18 protein-coding genes are annotated in these 20,166 nt (G+C 57.0%); 10 read left to right on the top strand and 8 right to left on the bottom strand.

The window, feature by feature from the left end; translation table 11 throughout:
* Window positions 1–3 precede the first annotated feature (3 nt).
* The 3 genes from fhuA to hrpB form a co-directional block, all read right to left on the bottom strand.
* Window positions 4–2,214, bottom strand: coding sequence for a ferrichrome porin FhuA (fhuA, locus tag PGR29_RS20505; RefSeq protein ID WP_087860853.1), 2,211 nt, complete (start codon window positions 2,212–2,214; stop codon window positions 4–6).
* Between the two features lie 242 nt (window positions 2,215–2,456).
* A complete protein-coding gene (gene mrcB / locus PGR29_RS20500) occupies window positions 2,457–5,009 on the bottom strand; it encodes a bifunctional glycosyl transferase/transpeptidase (protein ID WP_113374431.1) in 2,553 nt (850 codons plus the stop codon).
* Between the two features lie 370 nt (window positions 5,010–5,379).
* Entirely contained in the window at window positions 5,380–7,809 is a 2,430-nt protein-coding gene (gene hrpB, locus PGR29_RS20495; protein WP_113374430.1) for an ATP-dependent helicase HrpB, read from the bottom strand.
* A 72-nt stretch (window positions 7,810–7,881) separates the two neighbouring features.
* On the opposite strand from hrpB, the gene thpR reads away from it, so the two are divergent.
* The 9 genes from thpR (at window position 7,882) to panD (ending at window position 14,926) form a co-directional block, all read left to right on the top strand.
* Window positions 7,882–8,418: an RNA 2',3'-cyclic phosphodiesterase gene (thpR, locus tag PGR29_RS20490; RefSeq protein ID WP_087860857.1), complete on the top strand. Its 537-nt coding sequence runs from the start codon at window positions 7,882–7,884 to the stop codon at window positions 8,416–8,418.
* Entirely contained in the window at window positions 8,418–9,134 is a 717-nt protein-coding gene (sfsA, locus tag PGR29_RS20485) for a DNA/RNA nuclease SfsA (RefSeq protein ID WP_045390098.1), read from the top strand. The genes thpR and sfsA overlap by 1 nt, the downstream gene beginning before the upstream one ends.
* Window positions 9,135–9,297: 163 nt before the next feature.
* Window positions 9,298–9,753 (top strand): RNA polymerase-binding protein DksA, encoded by a 456-nt coding sequence (gene dksA / locus PGR29_RS20480; RefSeq protein WP_007373199.1) that lies wholly within the window; start codon window positions 9,298–9,300, stop codon window positions 9,751–9,753.
* Window positions 9,754–9,812: 59 nt separating this feature from the next.
* The gene (gene gluQRS, locus PGR29_RS20475; protein WP_087860858.1) at window positions 9,813–10,694 is read left to right on the top strand and encodes a tRNA glutamyl-Q(34) synthetase GluQRS; all 882 of its coding nucleotides are present in this window, start codon (window positions 9,813–9,815) and stop codon (window positions 10,692–10,694) included.
* A 119-nt stretch (window positions 10,695–10,813) separates the two neighbouring features.
* Window positions 10,814–12,211: a polynucleotide adenylyltransferase PcnB gene (pcnB, locus tag PGR29_RS20470; RefSeq protein ID WP_087860859.1), complete on the top strand. Its 1,398-nt coding sequence runs from the start codon at window positions 10,814–10,816 to the stop codon at window positions 12,209–12,211.
* Window positions 12,208–12,687, top strand: coding sequence for a 2-amino-4-hydroxy-6-hydroxymethyldihydropteridine diphosphokinase (folK, locus tag PGR29_RS20465; RefSeq protein ID WP_213317270.1), 480 nt, complete (start codon window positions 12,208–12,210; stop codon window positions 12,685–12,687). Before pcnB ends, folK begins: the two co-directional genes overlap by 4 nt.
* Before the next feature lie 120 nt (window positions 12,688–12,807).
* Window positions 12,808–13,599 carry a 3-methyl-2-oxobutanoate hydroxymethyltransferase gene (panB, locus tag PGR29_RS20460; protein ID WP_087860861.1) on the top strand — a complete coding sequence of 264 codons (792 nt, stop codon included), beginning with the start codon at window positions 12,808–12,810 and terminating at the stop codon, window positions 13,597–13,599.
* A gap of 11 nt (window positions 13,600–13,610) precedes the next feature.
* A complete protein-coding gene (panC, locus tag PGR29_RS20455; protein ID WP_213317269.1) occupies window positions 13,611–14,465 on the top strand; it encodes a pantoate--beta-alanine ligase in 855 nt (284 codons plus the stop codon).
* A gap of 80 nt (window positions 14,466–14,545) precedes the next feature.
* Window positions 14,546–14,926: an aspartate 1-decarboxylase gene (panD, locus tag PGR29_RS20450; RefSeq protein ID WP_087860863.1), complete on the top strand. Its 381-nt coding sequence runs from the start codon at window positions 14,546–14,548 to the stop codon at window positions 14,924–14,926.
* Window positions 14,927–14,960: 34 nt separating this feature from the next.
* Here panD and PGR29_RS20445 read toward each other — a convergent pair whose 3' ends face one another.
* From PGR29_RS20445 to PGR29_RS20430, 4 genes are all read right to left on the bottom strand, one after another.
* The gene (locus tag PGR29_RS20445) at window positions 14,961–16,214 is read right to left on the bottom strand and encodes a polysaccharide deacetylase family protein (RefSeq protein ID WP_316425206.1); all 1,254 of its coding nucleotides are present in this window, start codon (window positions 16,212–16,214) and stop codon (window positions 14,961–14,963) included.
* A gap of 56 nt (window positions 16,215–16,270) precedes the next feature.
* Window positions 16,271–16,711, bottom strand: coding sequence for a PTS sugar transporter subunit IIA (locus PGR29_RS20440; RefSeq protein ID WP_015368202.1), 441 nt, complete (start codon window positions 16,709–16,711; stop codon window positions 16,271–16,273).
* A 123-nt stretch (window positions 16,712–16,834) separates the two neighbouring features.
* Complete coding sequence (locus tag PGR29_RS20435) at window positions 16,835–17,605, bottom strand: ABC transporter permease (protein ID WP_015368203.1); 771 nt, start codon at window positions 17,603–17,605, stop codon at window positions 16,835–16,837.
* A complete protein-coding gene (locus PGR29_RS20430) occupies window positions 17,602–18,528 on the bottom strand; it encodes an ABC transporter ATP-binding protein (RefSeq protein WP_015368204.1) in 927 nt (308 codons plus the stop codon). Before PGR29_RS20430 ends, PGR29_RS20435 begins: the two co-directional genes overlap by 4 nt.
* 368 nt (window positions 18,529–18,896) lie before the next feature.
* Here PGR29_RS20430 and can point away from each other — a divergent pair, with 368 nt between their 5' ends.
* On the top strand, window positions 18,897–19,559 hold the full coding sequence (gene can / locus PGR29_RS20425) for a carbonate dehydratase (protein ID WP_045390077.1): 663 nt from the start codon (window positions 18,897–18,899) through the stop codon (window positions 19,557–19,559).
* 57 nt (window positions 19,560–19,616) lie between these two features.
* Here the strand turns inward: can and hpt are convergent, their stop codons facing one another.
* A complete protein-coding gene (gene hpt, locus PGR29_RS20420) occupies window positions 19,617–20,153 on the bottom strand; it encodes a hypoxanthine phosphoribosyltransferase (protein WP_015368206.1) in 537 nt (178 codons plus the stop codon).
* Window positions 20,154–20,166: the final 13 nt, after the last annotated feature.

Below are 20,166 nucleotides of genomic sequence, written 5' to 3'. Positions count from 1 at the left end.
TAGTTAGAAGCGGAAGGTTGCGGTAGCAACAACCTGACGTTCCGCTCCCCAGTAGCATGCGTACTCGCTATAGCAGCTGGAGACATATTCGCGGTCAAACAGGTTGTTGACGTTGACGCCGACCGAAGACCCCGGCAGACCAAAGCGCGCCAGATCGTATTTCACCGTCGCATCCATCAGCGCATAACCGGCCACATTGAAGGAGTCATTTTTCTTACCGGTGCTGGTGTCATTTTTGTAGTAGCTGACTGTAGAACCGATATAACGCGCGCCCGCGCCAATGGTCAACCCGCTGAGCGCAGTTTCGTGGAAGGTGTAATCCGCCCACAGCGAGGCCATATTACGCGGCACTTCCGCCGGGCGCTTGCCTTCGAAAACGGTGTCGTGGGTGTACTCGGCATCGGTGTAGCTATACGCCGCGGTCAGGTTGATATTGGCATTGACCGCCGCTTTCGCCTCCAGCTCAAAGCCGCGGGAGCGGATTTCACCGGTTTGTACGCTGAACAGTCCGGTCGGATCGTTCGGGTCTGCCGTCAGGTTCTTATCTTTAGTCAGCTGATAGACCGCCGCGGTTACCACCACCGGCATATCTTTCGGCACATACTTCACGCCGGCTTCATACTGCTTTCCGCGCGACGGATCGAACGGCTTGCCGGTGCTATTGGAACCCGATACCGGTTCGAACGATTCGCTGTAGCTGAAGTACGGGGAGATGCCGTTATCAAATAGATAGTTGATACCGCCGCGCCAGCTGAACTGCTGGTCGTGATTCTCCGCCATGCTGCTGGTGGAACGGGTGAAGGTAGACGTGGTGGCGTAATCGTAACGACCGCCTAAGGTCATCACCCACTTATCCCACTCCATCTGATCCTGCGCGTACAGCCCCGTCTGCTCCATACGGTTAAGGACCGCATACGGGAAGTTGACGTTCACGTTTGGATTGCCGTACTGCGGATTGGTCATGCTAATGGCATCGGCCGTACCGTAATCTGCATCAACGTCGTTACGCATCCGCGAGTAGTCGACGCCGGTCAGCAGCGTGTGATTCACCGCGCCGGTGGCGAAATCAGACTGCAGTTGCGTATCAACGGTAAAGGTATTCAGGTGCTCATCGGAACGCACGTAGGCACGATTGATTTTCCCCGGCTCCTGGTAACCATTGCCGTAGACCGAACGATACAGCGTATGCACGTCGGCATAGCGCAGGTTCTGACGCACGGTAAAGGTGTCATCGAACTGGTGGGAGAAACTATAGCCAACCATCTGCTGGCGACGCGCCATCTTGTTATCGGACTCGCCTTCGTTGAAATCGGTCGGCAGCTTGTGGGCCTTACCGTTGGCATCGTAATACGGCACCACGGTGCCTTCACGCGGCAGCCAACCGTAATAGCCGGCATACGGGTCATTCTGGAAGTTGCTGAGGAAGGTGAAATCGGTTTTATCATCCGGACGCCAGCTGAAAGACGGAGCGACGGCGTAACGGGTCGATTTCGCCATCTGCTGCTGCGCATCCTGGCTGCGGCCTAATCCGGTCAGGCGGTAAGACCACACGCCGTCATCATCGATGGCGTCGCTGAAGTCGAAACCGGTTTGCCACAGGTTATCGGTGCCCATCTTAAACTGTACTTCTTTCAGCGGCTCGGTGGTCGGACGCTTGCTGACCATGCTGACGATACCGCCCGGGTTGCTGTTGCCGTACAGCACCGAAGTTGGCCCGCGCATCACTTCCACGCGTTCCAGGAAATACGGATCCATGGAGACTTCAGAGTAGTTGTTACCCTGCAGCTTCATGCCATCCAGATACTGGTTGGTGTTCACCGTGCTGGATGTGGTGAATCCACGAATGGTGACTACATCATAGGTGGTCGAGCTACCGCGGGTAGAGAATACGCTCGGGGTGTATGAGAGCGCTTCTTTAACCGTTGTCGGCTGCTTCATGTCCATCTCTTCGCGGGTCACCACGGAGATAGACTGCGGCGTTTTTTCAATGGGAGTATCGGTTTTGGTCGCCGTGGCGGAACGCTTCGCCGCGATAGTCGGAGCCGGTCCCCAGGCGCTTTCCTGGCTGGCGGGCGCCGCGGTAACGACGAGGGTTTCTTCTTTCGGTTGTTCCGCAGCCTGTGCATAGACAGACATGCCGCTAACCGCCGTGGCTACTACGACTGCGATTTTACGCAGCGAGTGATTTGGCTGAGCAGTTTTAAGACGCGCCATTGGTATATCTCTGATGAAAGTGAATGATAACGTAAACGAGAATTATTATTATGACGGGTGACATAATAGGCGAAACGCGGAATCTAAGGCAAGCGCTATGCCGGGAACGAAATGCCAAGGGATTAATAAATAACCAGACGGTTATTAGGGAGTTATCACGGTGTTACGCAGATGCCCACAATAAAAAAGCCCCTTAATACTTTCGTATTAAGGGGCTGTTCAGACGTTCAGCTTAAACGGTTTTAGTTGCCGCCAAACATATCTTTAATCCAGCCGGCCACGCCATCGCTCTTCTCCTGCTTCGCAGGTTGCTGCTGTTGCTGCTGCGGTTGGTTAGCAGGCTGCTGCTGCCCGGACTGGTTGAACGGGTTATTGGCTTCCTGTTGTTGCTGCTGTTGCTGCTGCAGGGCTTCGCCCTGACGGCACAGCGCATCCGGCGAGGTGGTCCACACCGGCAGGGTACGCATACCGCCGCTGCACTGGAAGTAACCATTACTGTCCACGCCCATATCCACCACGTCTTCCGGCGGCGTCAGCGCCAGCGGCGTCGGGGTCTGGTTAGCCAGATAGCGCTGATAAATCGACATCGCGCCGCTGGCCCCGTACAGCTTGGTTGGCTGGTTGTTATCGCGGCCAACCCAGGTAATCGTCACCTGGCTGCCATCGATACCGGCAAACCAGGTATCCACGTTGTTGTTGGTGGTCCCGGTTTTACCCGCCAGATGCAGGCCAGGATACTTGGCGCCAAGCTGACGGCCGGTACCGCGCTGCACCACCTGCTGCATGGTCCACAGGGTCATATAGGCCGCCTGCGCCGGAACGGCGCGTTCCGCCTGCGGGTAGCTCTGGTACAGCACCGTACCATCTTCAGCAATCACGGAACGCAGCGCCGACAGCGTCGCGCGGTTACCGCCACTGGCGATGGTCTGGAATGCCTGCGCCACTTCGATTGGCGTCAGGTTAAGGGCGCCAAGGATCATCGCTGGAACCGCATTCAGCTGGTCTTTCGGTACGCCCAGCTTCTGCCAGGTATCGGTGATCGCCGGCAGACCCAGCGACATCCCGAGGTTAACCGTCGGCACGTTCATCGAACGGGTCAGCGCATCCACCAGCATCACCTGACCGCTAAAGCGACGATCGTCGTTCTGCGGCGACCAGGTCTGGCCGTTAGCCAGGCGGATCGTCACCGGCGCATCGGCAATCCATGTATTCAGGCGGTACTGATTCGGCTGGCTCAGCGCGGTCAGATAAGTGGCCGGTTTCGCTAACGAACCAATCGAACGACGCGCCTGCATCGCGCGGTTGTAGCCGGCAAACTGCGGCTCCGCGCCGCCGACCATCGCCCGGACTTCGCCGGTAAAGCGGTCGACCACCACCATGGCGGTTTCCAGATCCGGCAGCTTACGCTGTTTCTTCAGTACCGGGATCCCTTCAATGGCCGCTTTTTCCGCCGCCTCCTGAGCCACCGGGTCAAAGGTGGTAAAGATCTTCACGCCGGAGAGATCTTTCACTTTATCGCCCAGTTTCGCCTGCAGCTCCTGACGCACCATCTGCATGAACGCCGGCTGCGGAGAAATCACCCCGCCGCGCGGCTGCACGCCCAGCGGACGCGCGCTCAGCATATCGTACAGCTCCTGGTCGATAACATTCTGCTGCTGCAGCAGACGCAGCACCAGGTTACGCCGCTCCAGCGCCAGTTTCGGGTTACGCCACGGGTTGTAGATTGACGCGCCTTTGACCATCCCGACCAGCAGCGCCTGCTGGTCAAGGCTCAGTTCTTCCACCGGGCGGCCAAAGTAGTAAAGGCTCGCCAGTGGGAAACCGCGGATTTCGTTATCGCCGCTCTGGCCGAGATACACTTCGTTCATATACAGCTCAAGGATACGATCCTTGCTGTAGCGGGCATCGACGATCAGCGCCATATAGGCTTCGTTGGCTTTACGCCAGTAGGAACGCTCGCTGGAAAGGAACAAGTTCTTCACCAGCTGCTGGGTCAGGGTACTCGCCCCCTGCACCGTACGCCCCGCCGTCAGGTTCGCCAGCACCGCGCGGCCCATTGAGTACAGGCTGATGCCGTCATGCTCGTAGAAGTGGCGGTCTTCGGTCGCCAGCAGGGTATCCACCAGCAGATCCGGGAAACCGCTACGCTTAACGAACAGGCGCTGCTCGCCGTTCGCCGACTGCAGCATGGTGATCAGGCGCGGATCGAGACGGAAGAAACCGAACTGACGGTTGTTATCCATATTCTCGATGGTATCCAGATGATCGCCATCAAAGGTCAGACGCGCGCGTACCTGCCCCTCTTTGCTATCCGGGAAATCGAACGGACGACGGATCATCTCGATGCTGTTAGCCTGTACGGTGTATTCGCCAGGACGCGTCATTGCGCTGACCTGACGGTACTGGGTCGCATTAAGCAGGCGCACCATCTCGTTTTTGCTGATCTGCATATCCGGCTCAAGGTTGACCATCCGGCCATACACTGCCGCCGGCAGTTCCCAGACTTTACCGTCAATGCGGCTGCGAATTTTCTGGTCGAGGTAGACGCCATAGGCGGCGATAATTACCGCAAAGACAATCCCCAGCTTGACCAGCAGCCACAGCCAGCTGCGCTTACGACGAGGCTTATTGCCTTTGCCCTTTCCTTTCTTCGGCATCGGTCGTTCATCCTCATAATCGTCATCGTAATCATCGTCGTAGTCCTCATCCCGGACCCGGCGACGGGTGACTTTTTGTTTTGCCGGGCGTGAAGGTCTCCCTTTACGTCCGATAGGCTCGCGGTCATCTCCCGCCATGCTTTTTCTCCGCAACTTTCAGGCGTAAAGGCCTGATTCTCAATACTTCCCCCTTTAGGAGGAAGAAGATATCTCTCAATTTCACACCCGCCGCGCTGCCGCGGCCGACGTCTTTCATATCATCTTCGAAGAATAATTCATTAAACAAATCATATAATTATCTGTTTAAGCTGAAGAATATCTCCGGACATAGCACGAATTGTCCAGGCCACAGAGAATAGCACTAATCCGCGACATTCTTAACCAGCATTTTACAACCGCAAAACGCGATAAACGGTAAAATATGATGTTTTTTAATAACATAAATATTGCGCCGTGTGACTGCGGCCAGCGATTTTCGGAACCGCGCCCACAGCAAGGGTGCGGCGCCTCAGCTGTATTTTTTCGTCCGCCGGGTCGGCGCGGTATTCGCCGGGTCATCCGGCCAGACATGTTTCGGATAGCGCCCCTTCATCTCTTTTTGCACCTCGCGGTATGCCCCCTGCCAGAAGGCGCTTAAATCGCGGGTAATTTGTAATGGTCGCTGCGCCGGCGAGAGTAACTCCAGCACCAGGGGAACCCGTCCTTCGGCAATGCGCGGCGTCGTCGCCTCGCCAAACATCTCCTGCATTCGTACTGCCAGCGCCGGCGGGTTATCTTCATGATAGCGAATGGCGATACGACTACCGGTCGGCACCGTGTAATGGGTCGGCAGCTCGCTATCCAGCTTCTGGCGTAACGTCCACGGCAGCCAGTTTTGCAGCGCCTGCCGCAGGTCCACCGCGTTAAGCGCCCGAAGCGAATGCACGCCGGTCATCTGCGGCAACAGCCATGCCTCCAGCGCAGCCAACAGCGATGCGTCATCAACGGCTGGCCAGCCTGCTTCCGGCAACCACTGCGCGGCGCAGTGCAGACGCAGGCGCAGTTGTTCAGCCTCCGGCGTCCAGTTCAACACCCTGAGCCCTTTATCGCGAATACCGTTGAGCATTGCCTGATGCAGCTCCGCTTCCGACGGCTTCGCCAACGGCTGGGTTTTTATCACCAGTTGGCCAATACAGTTACGCCGCCAGGCTTTTAACGTCCCCTGCGCTTCATCCCATTCCACGGTATCGGAGCGCTGTATCAGCTCAGGGCGCTGCGCGACGAGTTGGTCAATGTTCAGCGGCAGCGCCAGCAAAATTCGCGCATCGGGCGCCGAACTGCCCTGCAGCAGCAGCGGCGCAATTAACCATTCGTGACGCCCGAGCGCATCATCGGCATCCAGCATCGCGCCCATGCCGTTAGCCAACTGATAGCGTCCCTCCTGGCCGCGTCGACGGGCGATACGGTCGGCAAAGGCTGGAGCCAGCAACGCCGCCATCCGCTCAGCATCAGGCTGACCGCCTCGGCTGGCCAGCCGCTTCAATAACTGCTGCGCCCGCTGCTGCCAGTTGCCCTGCTGGCGGGCAAACGCGGCGCCTAAATCGCTGCTGCCGCCGCGCGGCGGCTCCTCAAGAATAGCCGCCAGTTTCGCCGCCGTCGCCGCGTCATCCGCGGAATCGGCCGCCGTCAACATGGCCGCCAGACGCGGGTCATTACCCAGCATCGCCATTTTGCGCCCGTGAGCAGAAAGGCGTTCGCCCTCCAGCGCCGATAACGCCGTCAACAGACGCCGCGCCGCCGCCAGATTTATCGCCGGCGGTAGATCCAGCCAGCGAAGCTCGGCCGGATCGCGGCAGCCCCACTGCAGCAACTCCAGCAGCAGACCCGACAGATCGCTTTGCAGAATTTCCGGATCGCTCTGCGCCGCCGCGCGCTCCGCCTGCTCTTTCGCCAGCAAATGCAGGCAGATCCCCGGCTCCAGACGCCCGGCGCGACCGGCGCGCTGGGTCATTGACGCCTGGCTTATCCGCTGGGTGATTAGCCGGGTCAGGCCGGTGCGCGGATCGAAGCGCGCGACCCGTTCCTGAGCGCTGTCGACCACCAGACGAATGCCTTCGATCGTCAAACTGGTTTCAGCGATATTGGTCGCCAGCACCACTTTGCGCATTCCGGCAGGCGCCGGGAGAATCGCTTTGCGCTGTTCGCTCAGCGGCAGCGCGCCGTACAACGGGCATAACAGCACATCGCTGGCTACGCGCTCGCTTAATTGTTCCTGTACGCGCTGAATTTCGCCAACGCCCGGCAGGAATAATAGCATCGAGCCCTGCTCCTCACGCAGCAGATCCGCGGCGGCGATCGCTACCGCTTCGGCAAAACGCTGATGGGTCGCTAGCGGCGCAAAGCGACGTTCAACCGGAAACGCACGCCCTTCGGAAACTACCACCGGCGCTTCCGGCAACAGGCGCTGCAGACGATCGTTATCCAACGTCGCCGACATGATCAATAACTTGAGATCGTCACGCAGCCCCTGCTGGACATCCAGCAACAACGCCAGCGCCAGATCGGCCTGCAGGCTACGTTCATGAAATTCATCGAGGATCACCAGCCCCACGCCGGAAAGTTCCGGATCGTGCTGCAAAGTGCGGGTTAAGATCCCTTCAGTGACCACTTCCAGACGGGTATTTGGCCCTATGCAGCTTTCGGCGCGCATCCGGTAGCCTACCGTTTCTCCCGGTTTTTCTCCCAGCAGCTCCGCCAGGCGCTGGGCGACGTTACGCGCCGCCAGCCGCCGCGGCTCCAGCAGAATTATCCGGCCGTCGATGTTGCCGTCGGCGAGGATCTGTAGCGGCAGCCAGGTTGATTTACCCGCGCCGGTAGGGGCATTAAGCAGCACCTGCGGCGCCTGCTGCAGGGCGGAAAGAAGTTCGGGAAGAATTGCGGCAACCGGCAATGAGGACACGAAAGGCTCCGGAGGTTAACATTCGAGGGCAAGCATTGTAGCATCCCCGTAATTCATTACCGAGTCTCTATCATGTCCGAGCCGAAACGGCTGTTTTTCGCTCTTGAACTGCCGAAAGCGATACAGAAACAGATTATTCACTGGCGCGCCGCCCATTTTTCCGACGATGCCGGAAGGCCGGTCGCCGCCGATAACCTACATCTGACGCTGGCGTTTCTCGGCGACGTCAGCGCTGAAAAACAGCGCGCGCTGTCGGCAATGGCCGGACGCATTCAACAACCGCCATTTACCCTGACGCTCGACGACGCCGGCCAGTGGCTGCGCTCTCGCGTAGTCTGGCTCGGTACCCGCCAGCCGCCGCGCGGCATGCTGCAGCTGGCAAATATGCTGCGCGCTCAGGCGGCGCGAAGCGGCTGCTATCAAAGCCCGCAGCCGTTTCATCCGCATATCACCCTCCTGCGCGACGCCCGCCACGCGGTGCCGATCCCGCCGCCGGGTTTTTGCTGGCAGGTGCCGGTCAACGAATTCGTGCTTTATGAGTCCAGCTTTCTCCGCGGTCGCACCCGCTACAACGTGCTGGAACGTTATCCATTTACCAGGGAACTCTGATGCTGTTCACTCCGCCTTTGCAGTCCGCCACTTTAATTAAACGTTACAAACGGTTTCTGGCCGATGTCGTCACGCCAGAGGGCCAGGAGCTGACGCTGCACTGCCCGAATACCGGCGCCATGACCGGCTGCGCTGCGCCGGGCGATACCGTCTGGTATTCCACTTCCGATAATCCTAAACGTAAATATGCACATACCTGGGAATTAACTGAAACCCAACAGGGCGCGGTGATCTGCGTCAACACGCTGCGGGCCAATACTCTGGCGAAGGAGGCGGTACTCGCCGGAAATATCCCTGAGCTTGCCGGGTATAACATTCTGAAAAGCGAAGTAAAATATGGCGAAGAAAATAGCCGAATCGACCTTATGTTACAGGCAGAAGGCCGCCGTAACTGCTATATTGAAGTGAAATCGGTTACGTTGGCGGAAAAAGAGTACGGTTATTTTCCCGATGCCGTTACCGCACGCGGCCAGAAGCACCTGCGGGAGCTAATGAGCGTCGCGGCCGCAGGCCATCGGGCCGTGATTTTATTCGCCGTGCTGCATTCGGCGATAGACCGTTTCTCACCCGCGCATCATATTGATGCCAAATACGCACAGCTGTTGATAGAGGCGCAGGAAAAGGGGGTAGAAATTCTCGCCTGGAAAGCGGAACTTTCTACCAAAATGATGACTCTGAATAAGCCGATTGCCGTGGCGTTAACCCCCGGTAATTAAAAGGCTAAATTGTGTCCGGTTCGCGAGCGCAAATACGCTTTTCTTCACAGCGTTGTCAAGTGTAACGTTTAGATAATTGCTATCCGGAAAAGCATCTGCTATTTATAGCGGCCTGATTTTTCCCCCACATGGGGATCGATAGTGCGTGTTAAGGAGAAGCAACATGCAAGAAGGGCAAAACCGTAAAACATCGTCCCTGAGTATTCTCGCCATCGCTGGGGTGGAGCCGTACCAAGAGAAGCCGGGCGAAGAGTATATGAACGAAGCCCAGCTGGCGCACTTCAAGCGCATTCTTGAAGCATGGCGTAATCAACTCAGGGATGAAGTGGATCGCACCGTAACGCATATGCAGGATGAAGCTGCCAACTTCCCGGACCCGGTCGACCGTGCCGCGCAGGAAGAAGAGTTCAGCCTGGAGCTGCGTAACCGCGACCGCGAACGTAAACTCATCAAGAAGATTGAGAAAACACTGAAAAAAGTCGAAGACGAAGACTTCGGCTTCTGCGAATCCTGTGGCGTGGAGATTGGCATTCGCCGTCTGGAAGCGCGTCCAACAGCTGACCTGTGCATCGACTGCAAGACGCTGGCGGAAATTCGCGAAAAACAGATGGCGGGTTAATCCCAGCTACCTCACTCTCTGGCGGGAGTTTCTCCCGCCTGATTCCCCTTGTGTTTAACATGACCGACTCAGACTATATAGGGCGCTTTGCTCCCTCACCTTCCGGCGAACTCCACTTCGGCTCATTAATCGCCGCCCTTGGCAGCTATCTACAAGCGCGGGCGAAAGGCGGTATCTGGCGCGTACGCATTGAAGATATCGACCCGCCGCGGGAAGTTCCTGGCGCCGCCGACACCATTTTGCGACAGCTCGATCGCTACGGTCTGCACTGGGACGGCGAAGTACTGTGGCAATCCCAGCGGCACGATGCTTATCGCGAACGCCTCGCCTGGCTGCGCGATCGGGATCTTTGCTACTACTGCACCTGCACCCGCGCGCGCATTCACAGCGTCGGGGGGATCTACGACGGTCACTGTCGCGATTTGCGCCTTGGCGCCGAAAACGCCGCGCTGCGCCTGCGCCAGACCCGTCCGGTACTGGAATTTTATGACCAGTTGCGCGGGACCCTCGTCGCCGACGAACCGCTGGCGCGGGAAGATTTCATCATCCATCGTCGCGACGGGCTGTTCGCCTATAACCTGGCGGTAGTGGTTGACGACCATTTTCAGGGGGTCAGCGAAATCGTTCGCGGCGCCGATCTTATCGAGCCAACGGTACGACAAATTTCGCTGTATCAACACTTTGGCTGGCCTGTACCAGACTACGTGCACCTGCCGCTGGCGCTGAATGCTGAAGGTAATAAGCTCTCAAAACAGAACCACGCCCCGGCCCTGCCGGAGGGCGATCCGCGCCCGGAAATTGTGCGGGCATTAACATTTTTGAATCAGGATGTCGTCGAGGATTGGCAAGCGCTGAGTATTGAAGATTTACTCAAACAAGCGGTAGCCAACTGGCAACCTGCAAAAATCCAGCATTCTCAAATGGCTCCCGCTGAGCTATGATTAGCCGCTATTTTTGCTCGTCGCCCTTCAGGTTGCCCCTGAATTTGCCGTTTAAATGCAACCTGAAGCCTATAGAGTAATGTTTTATCCGAAGTTCGTCTGACACTACGAGGTGCACCATTTTTACCCGAGTCGCTAATTTTTGCCGCAAGGTGCTAAGCCGTGAAGAGCGCGAGGCAGAGGCTGCCGCCGTCGAACAAACGCATATGACGGTGATCCCGCGTGAACAGCATGCAATTTCCCGCAAAGATATCAGTGAAAACGCGCTCAAGGTGCTCTATCGACTGAACAAGGCGGGCTACGAAGCTTACCTGGTCGGCGGCGGCGTTCGCGACCTGCTGCTGGGCAAGAAGCCAAAAGATTTTGACGTCACCACCAGCGCGACCCCGGATCAGGTACGTAAACTGTTCCGCAACTGCCGCCTGGTCGGCCGTCGCTTCCGCCTGGCGCACGTGATGTTCGGGCCGGAAATCATTGAAGTCGCCACCTTCCGCGGCCATCACGAAGGCCACACCAACGACCGCGTCACCTCCCAGCGCGGCCAGAACGGCATGCTGCTGCGCGATAACATCTTCGGCTCTATCGAAGAAGATGCCCAGCGCCGCGACTTCACCATCAACAGCCTTTATTACAGCGTGGCGGATTTCACCGTACGTGACTACGTTGGTGGAATGCGCGATCTGCAGGAAGGGGTAATTCGCCTGATTGGCGACCCGGAAACCCGTTACCGTGAGGATCCGGTGCGCATGCTGCGCGCGGTACGCTTCGCCGCCAAACTCCATATGCGCATCAGCGCCGAAAGCGCCGAGCCAATTCCACGTCTGGCCGCCCTGCTACACGACGTACCGCCAGCGCGTCTGTTTGAAGAAGTGCTGAAGTTGCTGCAGGCAGGTTATGGTTATGAAACCTATCAACTGCTGCGCGAATACAGCCTGTTCCAGCCGCTGTTCCCGACAATCACCCGCTACTTCACCGAGCGCGGCGATAGCCCGATGGAACGTATCATTATCCAGGTGCTGAAGAATACCGATAACCGCCTGCATAACGATATGCGCGTCAATCCAGCGTTCCTGTTCGCGGTCATGTTCTGGTATCCGTTACTGGAAATGGCGCAGAAAATCGCGCAGGAGAGCGGACTGGCCTATTACGACGCCTTCGCGCTGGCGATGAACGATGTACTGGATGAAGCCTGCCGGACGCTGGCAATCCCTAAACGCATCACCACCCTGGTGCGCGACATCTGGCAGTTGCAGCTACGTATGTCCCGCCGTCAGGGCAAACGCGCGTGGAAACTCATGGAGCATCCGAAGTTCCGCGCCGCCTATGACCTGCTTGAACTGCGCGCAGGCGCCGAGAACAACCACGAACTGCAGCGCCTGACCAAATGGTGGGGTGAGTTCCAGGTGGCCGCGCCGCCGGAACAGAAAGATATGCTCAACGATCTCGGCGACGATCCGGCTCCGCGCCGCCGCCATCGCCGCCCGCGTAAACGCGCGCCGCGTCAGGGTAACGCATGACCCTGGTCTATATCGCCATTGGCAGTAATCTCGCCTCGCCGCTCGAGCAGGTGAATGCCGCTATCCGCGCGCTGGCCGACATTCCGGACAGCCGCGTGGCGAGCGTGTCTTCGCTCTACCGTACGCCGCCGCTGGGGCCGCAGGATCAGCCCGACTATCTCAATGCCGCCGTCGCGCTTGAAACCTCGCTCGCGCCAGAAGCGCTGCTCGATCACACTCAGCGCATTGAGCTGCAGCAGGGACGGGAGCGCAAAGCCGAACGCTGGGGGCCGCGTACGCTGGACCTCGACATCATGCTGTTTGGCGATGCGGTCATTAACAGCGAGCGTCTGACGGTGCCGCACTACGATATGAAAAATCGCGGTTTTATGCTCTGGCCGCTGTTTGAAATCGCCCCACAGCTCTACTTCCCCGATGGCCTCGCCCTTCGCGCCGCGCTGGAAAATCTGGGCGCCGAAAAACCCGCTCTCTGGTAACCTCTACTCCCTTTTTTAGCATTTACGGCGATAGTGGTAATCGGTTGCCCAAAATCATTGCCCCCCTGAATGCTGCTGTTAGAATGCCGGTTAATATGACTTTCATCATCAGGAAACGTTATGAAACCGACCACCATTGCCCTGCTGCAGAAATGCAAACAGGAGAAAAAGCGCTTCGCCACTATCACCGCCTACGACTACAGCTTCGCTAAGCTTTTTGCCGATGAAGGCATTAACGTCCTGCTGGTGGGCGATTCGCTGGGGATGACGGTACAGGGCCACGACTCCACGCTGCCGGTGACCGTTGACGATATCGCTTACCACACCCGCGCGGTTCGTCGCGGCGCGCCGAACAGTCTGTTGCTCGCCGACCTGCCGTTTATGGCCTACGCCACGCCGCAGCAAACTTTCGAAAATGCCGCCGTCGTGATGCGCGCCGGCGCCAATATGGTCAAACTTGAAGGCGGCGCGTGGCTGGCTGATACCGTCAGGATGCTGGCGGAACGCGCGGTACCGGTTTGTGGTCACCTCGGCCTGACGCCGCAGTCGGTGAACGTTTTTGGCGGCTATAAAGTTCAGGGGCGCGGCGATGCGGCGCAGGCGCTGTTCGATGACGCGTTAGCCCTGGAAGCGGCTGGCGCGCAGCTGCTGGTGCTGGAGTGCGTGCCGGTAGAGCTGGCAAAACGCATTACCGAAGCGCTGACGATCCCGGTTATCGGCATCGGCGCAGGTAACGTCACCGACGGGCAAATCCTGGTGATGCATGACGCTTTCGGGATCACCGGCGGCCATATTCCTAAATTCGCGAAGAATTTCCTCGCAGAAGCGGGCGACATCCGCGCCGCGGTACGGCAGTATATTGCCGAAGTCGAATCCGGGGCCTATCCGGGCGAAGAACATAGTTTCCATTAAGGAGTCTTGTTGTGCTGATAATTGAAACCCTGCCGCTGCTGCGCCAGCATATCCGTCGTTTACGCCAGGAAGGCAAGCGCATTGCGCTGGTTCCCACCATGGGCAACCTGCACGATGGCCATATGAAGCTGGTCGATGAAGCCAAAGCCTGCGCGGATGTCGTGGTGGTCAGTATCTTCGTGAATCCGATGCAATTTGACCGCCCGGACGATCTGGCGCGCTACCCGCGTACGTTGCAGGAAGATTGCGAAAAGCTGAACAAGCGCAAGGTCGATTTTGTCTTTGCACCGGCGCCGGCGGAAATTTATCCGCAGGGTACTGAAGGACAGACTTTCGTTGACGTTCCTGGCCTGTCGACCATGCTGGAAGGCGCCAGCCGCCCTGGCCACTTCCGCGGCGTCTCGACCATTGTCAGCAAGCTGTTCAACCTGGTGCAGCCGGATGTCGCCTGCTTCGGCGAGAAAGATTTCCAGCAGCTGGCGCTGATCCGCAAAATGGTCGCCGATATGGGCTACGACATCGAGATCGTCGGCGTGCCGATTATCCGCGCGAAAGACGGCCTGGCGCTAAGTTCGCGCAACGGTTATCTGACCGCCGAACAGCGCAAAATCGCCCCGGGTCTGTACAAAGTGCTGAGTTCGGTGGCGGATAAACTTGCCGCTGGCGAGCGTAACCTCGAGGAAATCATTGCCATCGCCGAGCAGGAGCTCAACGAATCAGGTTTTCGCGCCGACGATATCCAGATCCGTGATGCCGACACCCTGCTGGAGCTCACTGATGCCAGCAAACGCGCGGTGATCCTGATGGCGGCATGGCTGGGCCAGGCGCGTCTGATTGATAACAAAATCGTCGAGCTGGGCCAGTAGTCCGGAACGAAAAATCGGGTTATTTTCTCAAAGCGGATGCCGTGTCCGCTTTGCTACATAAAGGTTGGAAGGTAGAAGTTATGATGCGTAATATGCTGCAGGGCAAGCTCCACCGCGTTAAAGTCACGCAGGCTGACCTGCATTACGAAGGGTCCTGCGCCATTGACCAGGATTTCCTCGAAGCGGCCGGTATTCTGGAAAATGAAGCCATTCATTTGTGGAACGTGACCAACGGTAACCGTTTCTCGACTTATGCGATCGCCGCCGAGCGTGGTTCGAAGATTATCTCCGTCAACGGCGCTGCGGCGCACTGCGCAAGCGTCGGCGATATCCTCATTATCGCCAGCTTCGTGACCATGTCTGACGAAGAAGCCCGCACCTGGCAGCCGAAGATCGCCTATTTCGAAGGCGATAACGAAATGAAGCGCCAGGCGAAAGCTATTCCGGTGCAGGTCGCCTGATTCTTACGGCGCTGCGCTCAGCCGCAGCGCCGGTTTACCCTTGCGGCTGATTGCTGATAAGCCGCGACATCGTCTCCAGCGAATCGGTACGCAGGATATACAACCGCTTCAGCAGGAACGGATTATCCCCCGGTTTCACCTTCCCTCTCACCGTCGTTACCGCCAGATGAAAACCGGCATCGTTCGCCGCCTTGACCGCCGTGGCGTTATAGCCGCCGAACGGATACGAAAGATACAGCACGTGCGGATTAAACTGGCTCAGCGCTCGCCGGGAACGCTCGAAATCAAAGAGAATGTTGTGATAATTCCGGCTGAGTAATATCGGGTGACGGGCGGCATCGACCCGGTGCAGAAAATGGGTATGCGACTGCACATCAAACACGTCCTGAATCTGTCTGAGCTCAGAGATACTCATAAACTGCAGCGATTTCGGATCCCACTTTTGCGGATGACGTTTGATCCGCGATGAGATAATAAATGCCGTAGCGTGGAAGCCGTACTGCTTGAGGATCGGATAAGCGTAGCGATTCACCGACTTGAGGCCGTCATCAAAGGTAATCACCACCGAGCGCGCAGGCAGATTAACCTTGTTACGTAAATACCCTTCCAGTTGATACATCGTCAGCGTGGTATAGCCCTGGTCACGCAGCCAGGTCATCTGGTTACTGAAAGCGCGCACCGAGGTGGTGGTCGAGGTATGGCGGAAACGGCTATTTTCTTCATCACGCAGAATATGGTGATAAGTCAGTAGCGGAATGCCGTTATCCTCCTGCGCGTCCAGGCTGCTTACCCACGCCAGCCGGTTACCGATACGAATCTGATACCAGGTTTGATTAAGGCGGTCTTTCAGCTTGCTGATAATGGGATAGCGCAGGTTATTGGCCAGGGTGCCAAACGGCGGGCTGCCCACTGACGGCGCATCGTAAACCGGCGTGTCTTTCCAGGTCAGCAGGTTCTGATTGCTCAACGGCTGATGTAAATCACCCAGATTATCCTCAACCCGTTTCGCGCCCTGCACCGGCCCCAGGTGTCCTTTATCAATAAAGCCAGTACCGAAGCCGAAATTGAATTCATAATAGTCTGCCGTGGTCGGCACCACGGCGAGGATCTGCCCGGCGCGAACGTTGCCGACGCTCACTACATGGTTGCCGACCTGCGCCCAGATATCGGCATCTTCCGTGACTTGCATATAGCGTGCGGGGACGCCCTGTTGGCTGAGCAGGCTAGCGGAAACGCTGACTGACGTCAGCAAAAGGAATAATGTTATGACTCGGGCAAACATGCGCATCGAACCGGTAAACCTGAATGCCGCCATTGTAACAAAAGCGGCATCAATGCTAATGCCTAATTTCCGAACGTATCATGCAGTAGACGAAAAGGCGGATTCTTTTGCTGTTGATGCCAAAGACTGCTCACCGTCGGGCCTCCAGCGCTAACGATAGCATTACGGAAGGCATCACTGCTGAGGGTATAGCGCTGTAAATACATTTCCTCCAGCAATGGATAGCGAATGCCGGAAATAACTTCACAGTGGGTGTGTTTGTGACTCATCAGCGCGGCGGCGCGATATGGCGCGGCACCGGTTTTATCGGTGAGAAAAATCACGCCATCGCCGCAGTCCGTGGCATGTAGCGCATCGCACATCATGCGGCTCAGCATATTGACGCTCAGATTACGCCAGTAATTCACCGCCCGGCACTGCGCCAGCGGGCCAAACTTTTTCTCCAGACGATCCAGCATCTCCTGCGCCAGCTCATCATGGCAGGTAATTACCCAACCTAACATCGCCTACCTCCTTAGCAGGCAAACAATTTAGCAGGGCAAGCGTTGAGGTGGGGTGATGGGTATCAAAAATTACCGCTTAGCGCCCCGGCAAGGTGAAATTAGCGGGGGCGCTTGTAGAGAGGATTAGCTACGCAGGCCGCGCCCACGCTGGATCAGGTACCAGCACAGAATATAGAAGGCCACGATAAACACCACCAGCACACCAAAGGTGGTCGCCAGCGGGACGTCATGAATGCCGAGGAAGCCAAAACGGAAGCCGCTAATCATGTAGACGATAGGGTTGAGATGCGACAGCGCCTGCCAGAACGGCGGCAGCAACGTCAGCGAATAGAACACCCCGCCCAGGTAGGTCAGCGGCGTCAGCACGAAAGTCGGGATCAGGCTGATGTCGTCGAAGGTTTTCGCAAACACCGCATTGAGCAGGCCCGCCAGCGAGAACAGAATTGCCGTCAAAATCAGCGTCAGGGCGACAAACAGCCAGGAATGAACCTGGAACGGGACGAAGAACAGCGAGATAGCCGTCACCAGAATGCCGACACACAGCCCACGCGCCACCCCGCCGCCGACGTAACCGGCGATCACCACGTGGGTTGGCACTGGCGCCACCAGCAGTTCCTCAATGTTGCGCTGGAACTTGGCGCTAAAGAACGACGAAGCGACGTTGGCGTAGGCGTTGGTGATCACCGCCATCATAATTAGCCCCGGCACGATAAACTGCATATAGGTAAAACCGTGCATCTCGCCGATCCGCGAGCCGATCAGATTGCCAAAGATGACGAAATAGAGGGTCATGGTGATCACCGGCGGCACCAGCGTCTGAACCCAGATACGCATAAACCGGTGGATCTCTTTGGTCCAGATGCTTTTCAGCGCGACCCAGTACAGCTGCATCATGCTGATTCTCCTTTTTTGTCGTGCACCAGCGTGACAAACAGCTCTTCCAGACGGTTGGCCTTGTTACGCATACTTAATACCTGCACGCCCTGGGCGCTTAGCTGGGCGAAAACGCTGTTAATCCCCTGCTCGCGCAGCACTTCAACTTCCAGCGTCGAGGTATCAACCAGTCGGTACTGATACCCGTCGAGGGTTGGCAGCGGGCTTTTCGGCGCCAGATCGAGGATAAAGGTTTCCGATTTCAGCTTAGCCAGCAGCGCCTTCATCGAGGTATTTTCCACCAGCTCGCCGCTCTGGATAATGCCGATATTACGACACAGCATTTCCGCTTCTTCCAGATAGTGGGTCGTGAGGATAATGGTGGTGCCTTTATCGTTGAGATCTTTGAGGAACCCCCACATTGAGCGACGTAGTTCGATATCAACGCCAGCGGTGGGTTCATCAAGAATGAGCAGCTTCGGCTCATGCATCAGCGCGCGGGCAATCATCAGGCGGCGCTTCATCCCGCCGGAGAGCATACGCGCGCGTTCATTGCGCTTTTCCCACAGATCGAGCTGTTTCAAATACTTTTCGCTACGCAAAATTGCTTCTTTACGCTCAACGCCGTAGTAACCCGCCTGGTTAACCACGATTTGCTGTACGGTTTCGAATGGGTTGAAGTTGAACTCCTGCGGCACCAGCCCGAGCTGGCGCTTGGCGTTCACCACATCTTTTTCCAGGTCGTAGCCAAATACATTAACCTGGCCGGAGGTTTTATTAACCAGCGAACTAATGATACCGATAGTCGTGGATTTCCCCGCGCCGTTCGGGCCCAGCAGCGCATAAAAGTCGCCGGCTTCAACCTGCAGGTCAATGCCTTTCAGCGCCTGAACCCCGCCGGGATAGGTTTTCTTGAGCTGTTTTAATTCCAGAGCAATGGTCATTAAATGTCTCTTCTCGTGTCTTCACATCTAATTTACCCAAATAATTCATGTTGCAGGACAAAACGATTACTCGTTTTGAACAGCGCTTGCGCTGGCCCCGTAGGGGCGAGGCCACTGGCCGAGTAACGCGGCAAATGAGCGACAAATTCGTCAGGAACGAATTTGCCCAGCCCAAGGCTGGCCTCGAGTGAGGGACAAGGATGTCCCTCATTAATCCCCAGGAGCTTACATAAGTAAGTGACTGGGGTGAACGAGTGCAGCCAACGCACCTGCAGCATGAAGTATGACGGGTAAAGATTGTTTTCAAAAAGGTGAGCTTACCCTATATTAGCGCAACGCACTTACTTGGTTACAGGCCGTAAACGTCCATGAATGATATAGATACACTCATCAGCAATAATGCACTATGGTCAAAAATGCTGGTGGAAGAGGACCCCGGCTTCTTTGCGAAATTGTCGCAGGCGCAGAAACCGCGCTTTCTGTGGATTGGCTGTTCCGATAGCCGCGTCCCCGCGGAGCGCTTAACCGGCCTGGAACCCGGTGAGCTATTCGTACATCGTAACGTCGCCAATCTGGTGATCCACACCGACCTGAACTGCCTGTCGGTGGTGCAATACGCCGTTGACGTACTGGAAGTCGAACACATTATTATCTGCGGCCACTACGGCTGCGGCGGCGTACAGGCGGCGGTCGAAAACCCGGAACTGGGGCTTATTGATAACTGGCTGCTGCACATTCGCGATATCTGGTTTAAACACAGCTCGCTGCTCGGTGAAATGCCGGAAGATCGGCGTCTGGATACGCTTTGCGAACTGAACGTGATGGAGCAGGTATACAACCTGGGACACTCGACGATCATGCAATCGGCGTGGAAACGTGGCCAAAAGGTGACGATCCATGGCTGGGCTTATGGTATTCACGACGGACTACTGCGCGATCTTGATGTCACCGCCGTCAGCCGGGAAACCCTCGAGCAGCGCTATCGCCACGGGATTTCCAATCTCAAGAGCAAGCACGCCAACCATAAATAGCCGCCGCGCTCACCGCCCCGGATAAGGCGCTCACCCTATCCGGGACCGCAACAATAATTACTCGTCCAGCAGGATAACTTTACCGACGTACGGCAGGTGGCGATAGCGCTGAGCGTAGTCGATGCCGTAGCCCACCACGAACTCATCCGGAATCGCAAAACCGACAAACTCCACCGGGACGTTCACTTCACGACGGCTTGGTTTATCCAGCAGCGTACAGATAGCCAGTGATTTCGGCTCGCGCAGGCTGAGGATTTCGCGCACTTTAGACAGGGTATTGCCGGAATCGATGATGTCTTCGACGATCAATACGTCTTTACCGCGAATATCTTCATCCAGGTCTTTAAGGATTTTGACATCGCGGGTGGTGGACATGCCGCTGCCATAGCTGGAGGCGGTCATAAAATCGACTTCATGCGGCACCTGAACCTCACGGCACAGGTCAGCCATAAACATAAATGAACCGCGCAGCAGACCCACCAGCACCATTTCGCTGCCGCTGTCTTTGTAGCGTTCATTAATTTGACGACCCAGTTCGGCGATACGCGCTTTGATCTCGGCTTCCGGGATCATCACTTCTACAGTATGTTTCATTAAACTAACCATT

Origin of the sequence: Klebsiella sp. 141203 (genome assembly GCF_032601985.1) — a bacterium.
Lineage (GTDB): Bacteria > Pseudomonadota > Gammaproteobacteria > Enterobacterales > Enterobacteriaceae > Klebsiella > Klebsiella aerogenes.
The sequence above is the reverse complement of the archived record's forward strand: the minus strand, read 5'-3'. Positions and strand labels throughout refer to the sequence as shown.

What these genes read in the sequence shown, in the direction of transcription:
- PGR29_RS20435 (WP_015368203.1), bottom strand. Translation starts at nt 17,605, where the DNA reads ATGATGCAGCTGTACTGGGTCGCGCTGAAAAGCATCTGGACCAAAGAG.
- sfsA (WP_045390098.1), top strand. Translation starts at nt 8,418, where the DNA reads ATGCTGTTCACTCCGCCTTTGCAGTCCGCCACTTTAATTAAACGTTAC.
- dksA (WP_007373199.1), top strand. Translation starts at nt 9,298, where the DNA reads ATGCAAGAAGGGCAAAACCGTAAAACATCGTCCCTGAGTATTCTCGCC.
- thpR (WP_087860857.1), top strand. Translation starts at nt 7,882, where the DNA reads ATGTCCGAGCCGAAACGGCTGTTTTTCGCTCTTGAACTGCCGAAAGCG.
- PGR29_RS20430 (WP_015368204.1), bottom strand. Translation starts at nt 18,528, where the DNA reads ATGACCATTGCTCTGGAATTAAAACAGCTCAAGAAAACCTATCCCGGC.
- folK (WP_213317270.1), top strand. Translation starts at nt 12,208, where the DNA reads ATGACCCTGGTCTATATCGCCATTGGCAGTAATCTCGCCTCGCCGCTC.
- mrcB (WP_113374431.1), bottom strand. Translation starts at nt 5,009, where the DNA reads ATGGCGGGAGATGACCGCGAGCCTATCGGACGTAAAGGGAGACCTTCA.
- PGR29_RS20445 (WP_316425206.1), bottom strand. Translation starts at nt 16,214, where the DNA reads ATGCGCATGTTTGCCCGAGTCATAACATTATTCCTTTTGCTGACGTCA.
- can (WP_045390077.1), top strand. Translation starts at nt 18,897, where the DNA reads ATGAATGATATAGATACACTCATCAGCAATAATGCACTATGGTCAAAA.
- gluQRS (WP_087860858.1), top strand. Translation starts at nt 9,813, where the DNA reads ATGACCGACTCAGACTATATAGGGCGCTTTGCTCCCTCACCTTCCGGC.
- panB (WP_087860861.1), top strand. Translation starts at nt 12,808, where the DNA reads ATGAAACCGACCACCATTGCCCTGCTGCAGAAATGCAAACAGGAGAAA.
- hpt (WP_015368206.1), bottom strand. Translation starts at nt 20,153, where the DNA reads ATGAAACATACTGTAGAAGTGATGATCCCGGAAGCCGAGATCAAAGCG.
- PGR29_RS20440 (WP_015368202.1), bottom strand. Translation starts at nt 16,711, where the DNA reads ATGTTAGGTTGGGTAATTACCTGCCATGATGAGCTGGCGCAGGAGATG.
- fhuA (WP_087860853.1), bottom strand. Translation starts at nt 2,214, where the DNA reads ATGGCGCGTCTTAAAACTGCTCAGCCAAATCACTCGCTGCGTAAAATC.
- panD (WP_087860863.1), top strand. Translation starts at nt 14,546, where the DNA reads ATGATGCGTAATATGCTGCAGGGCAAGCTCCACCGCGTTAAAGTCACG.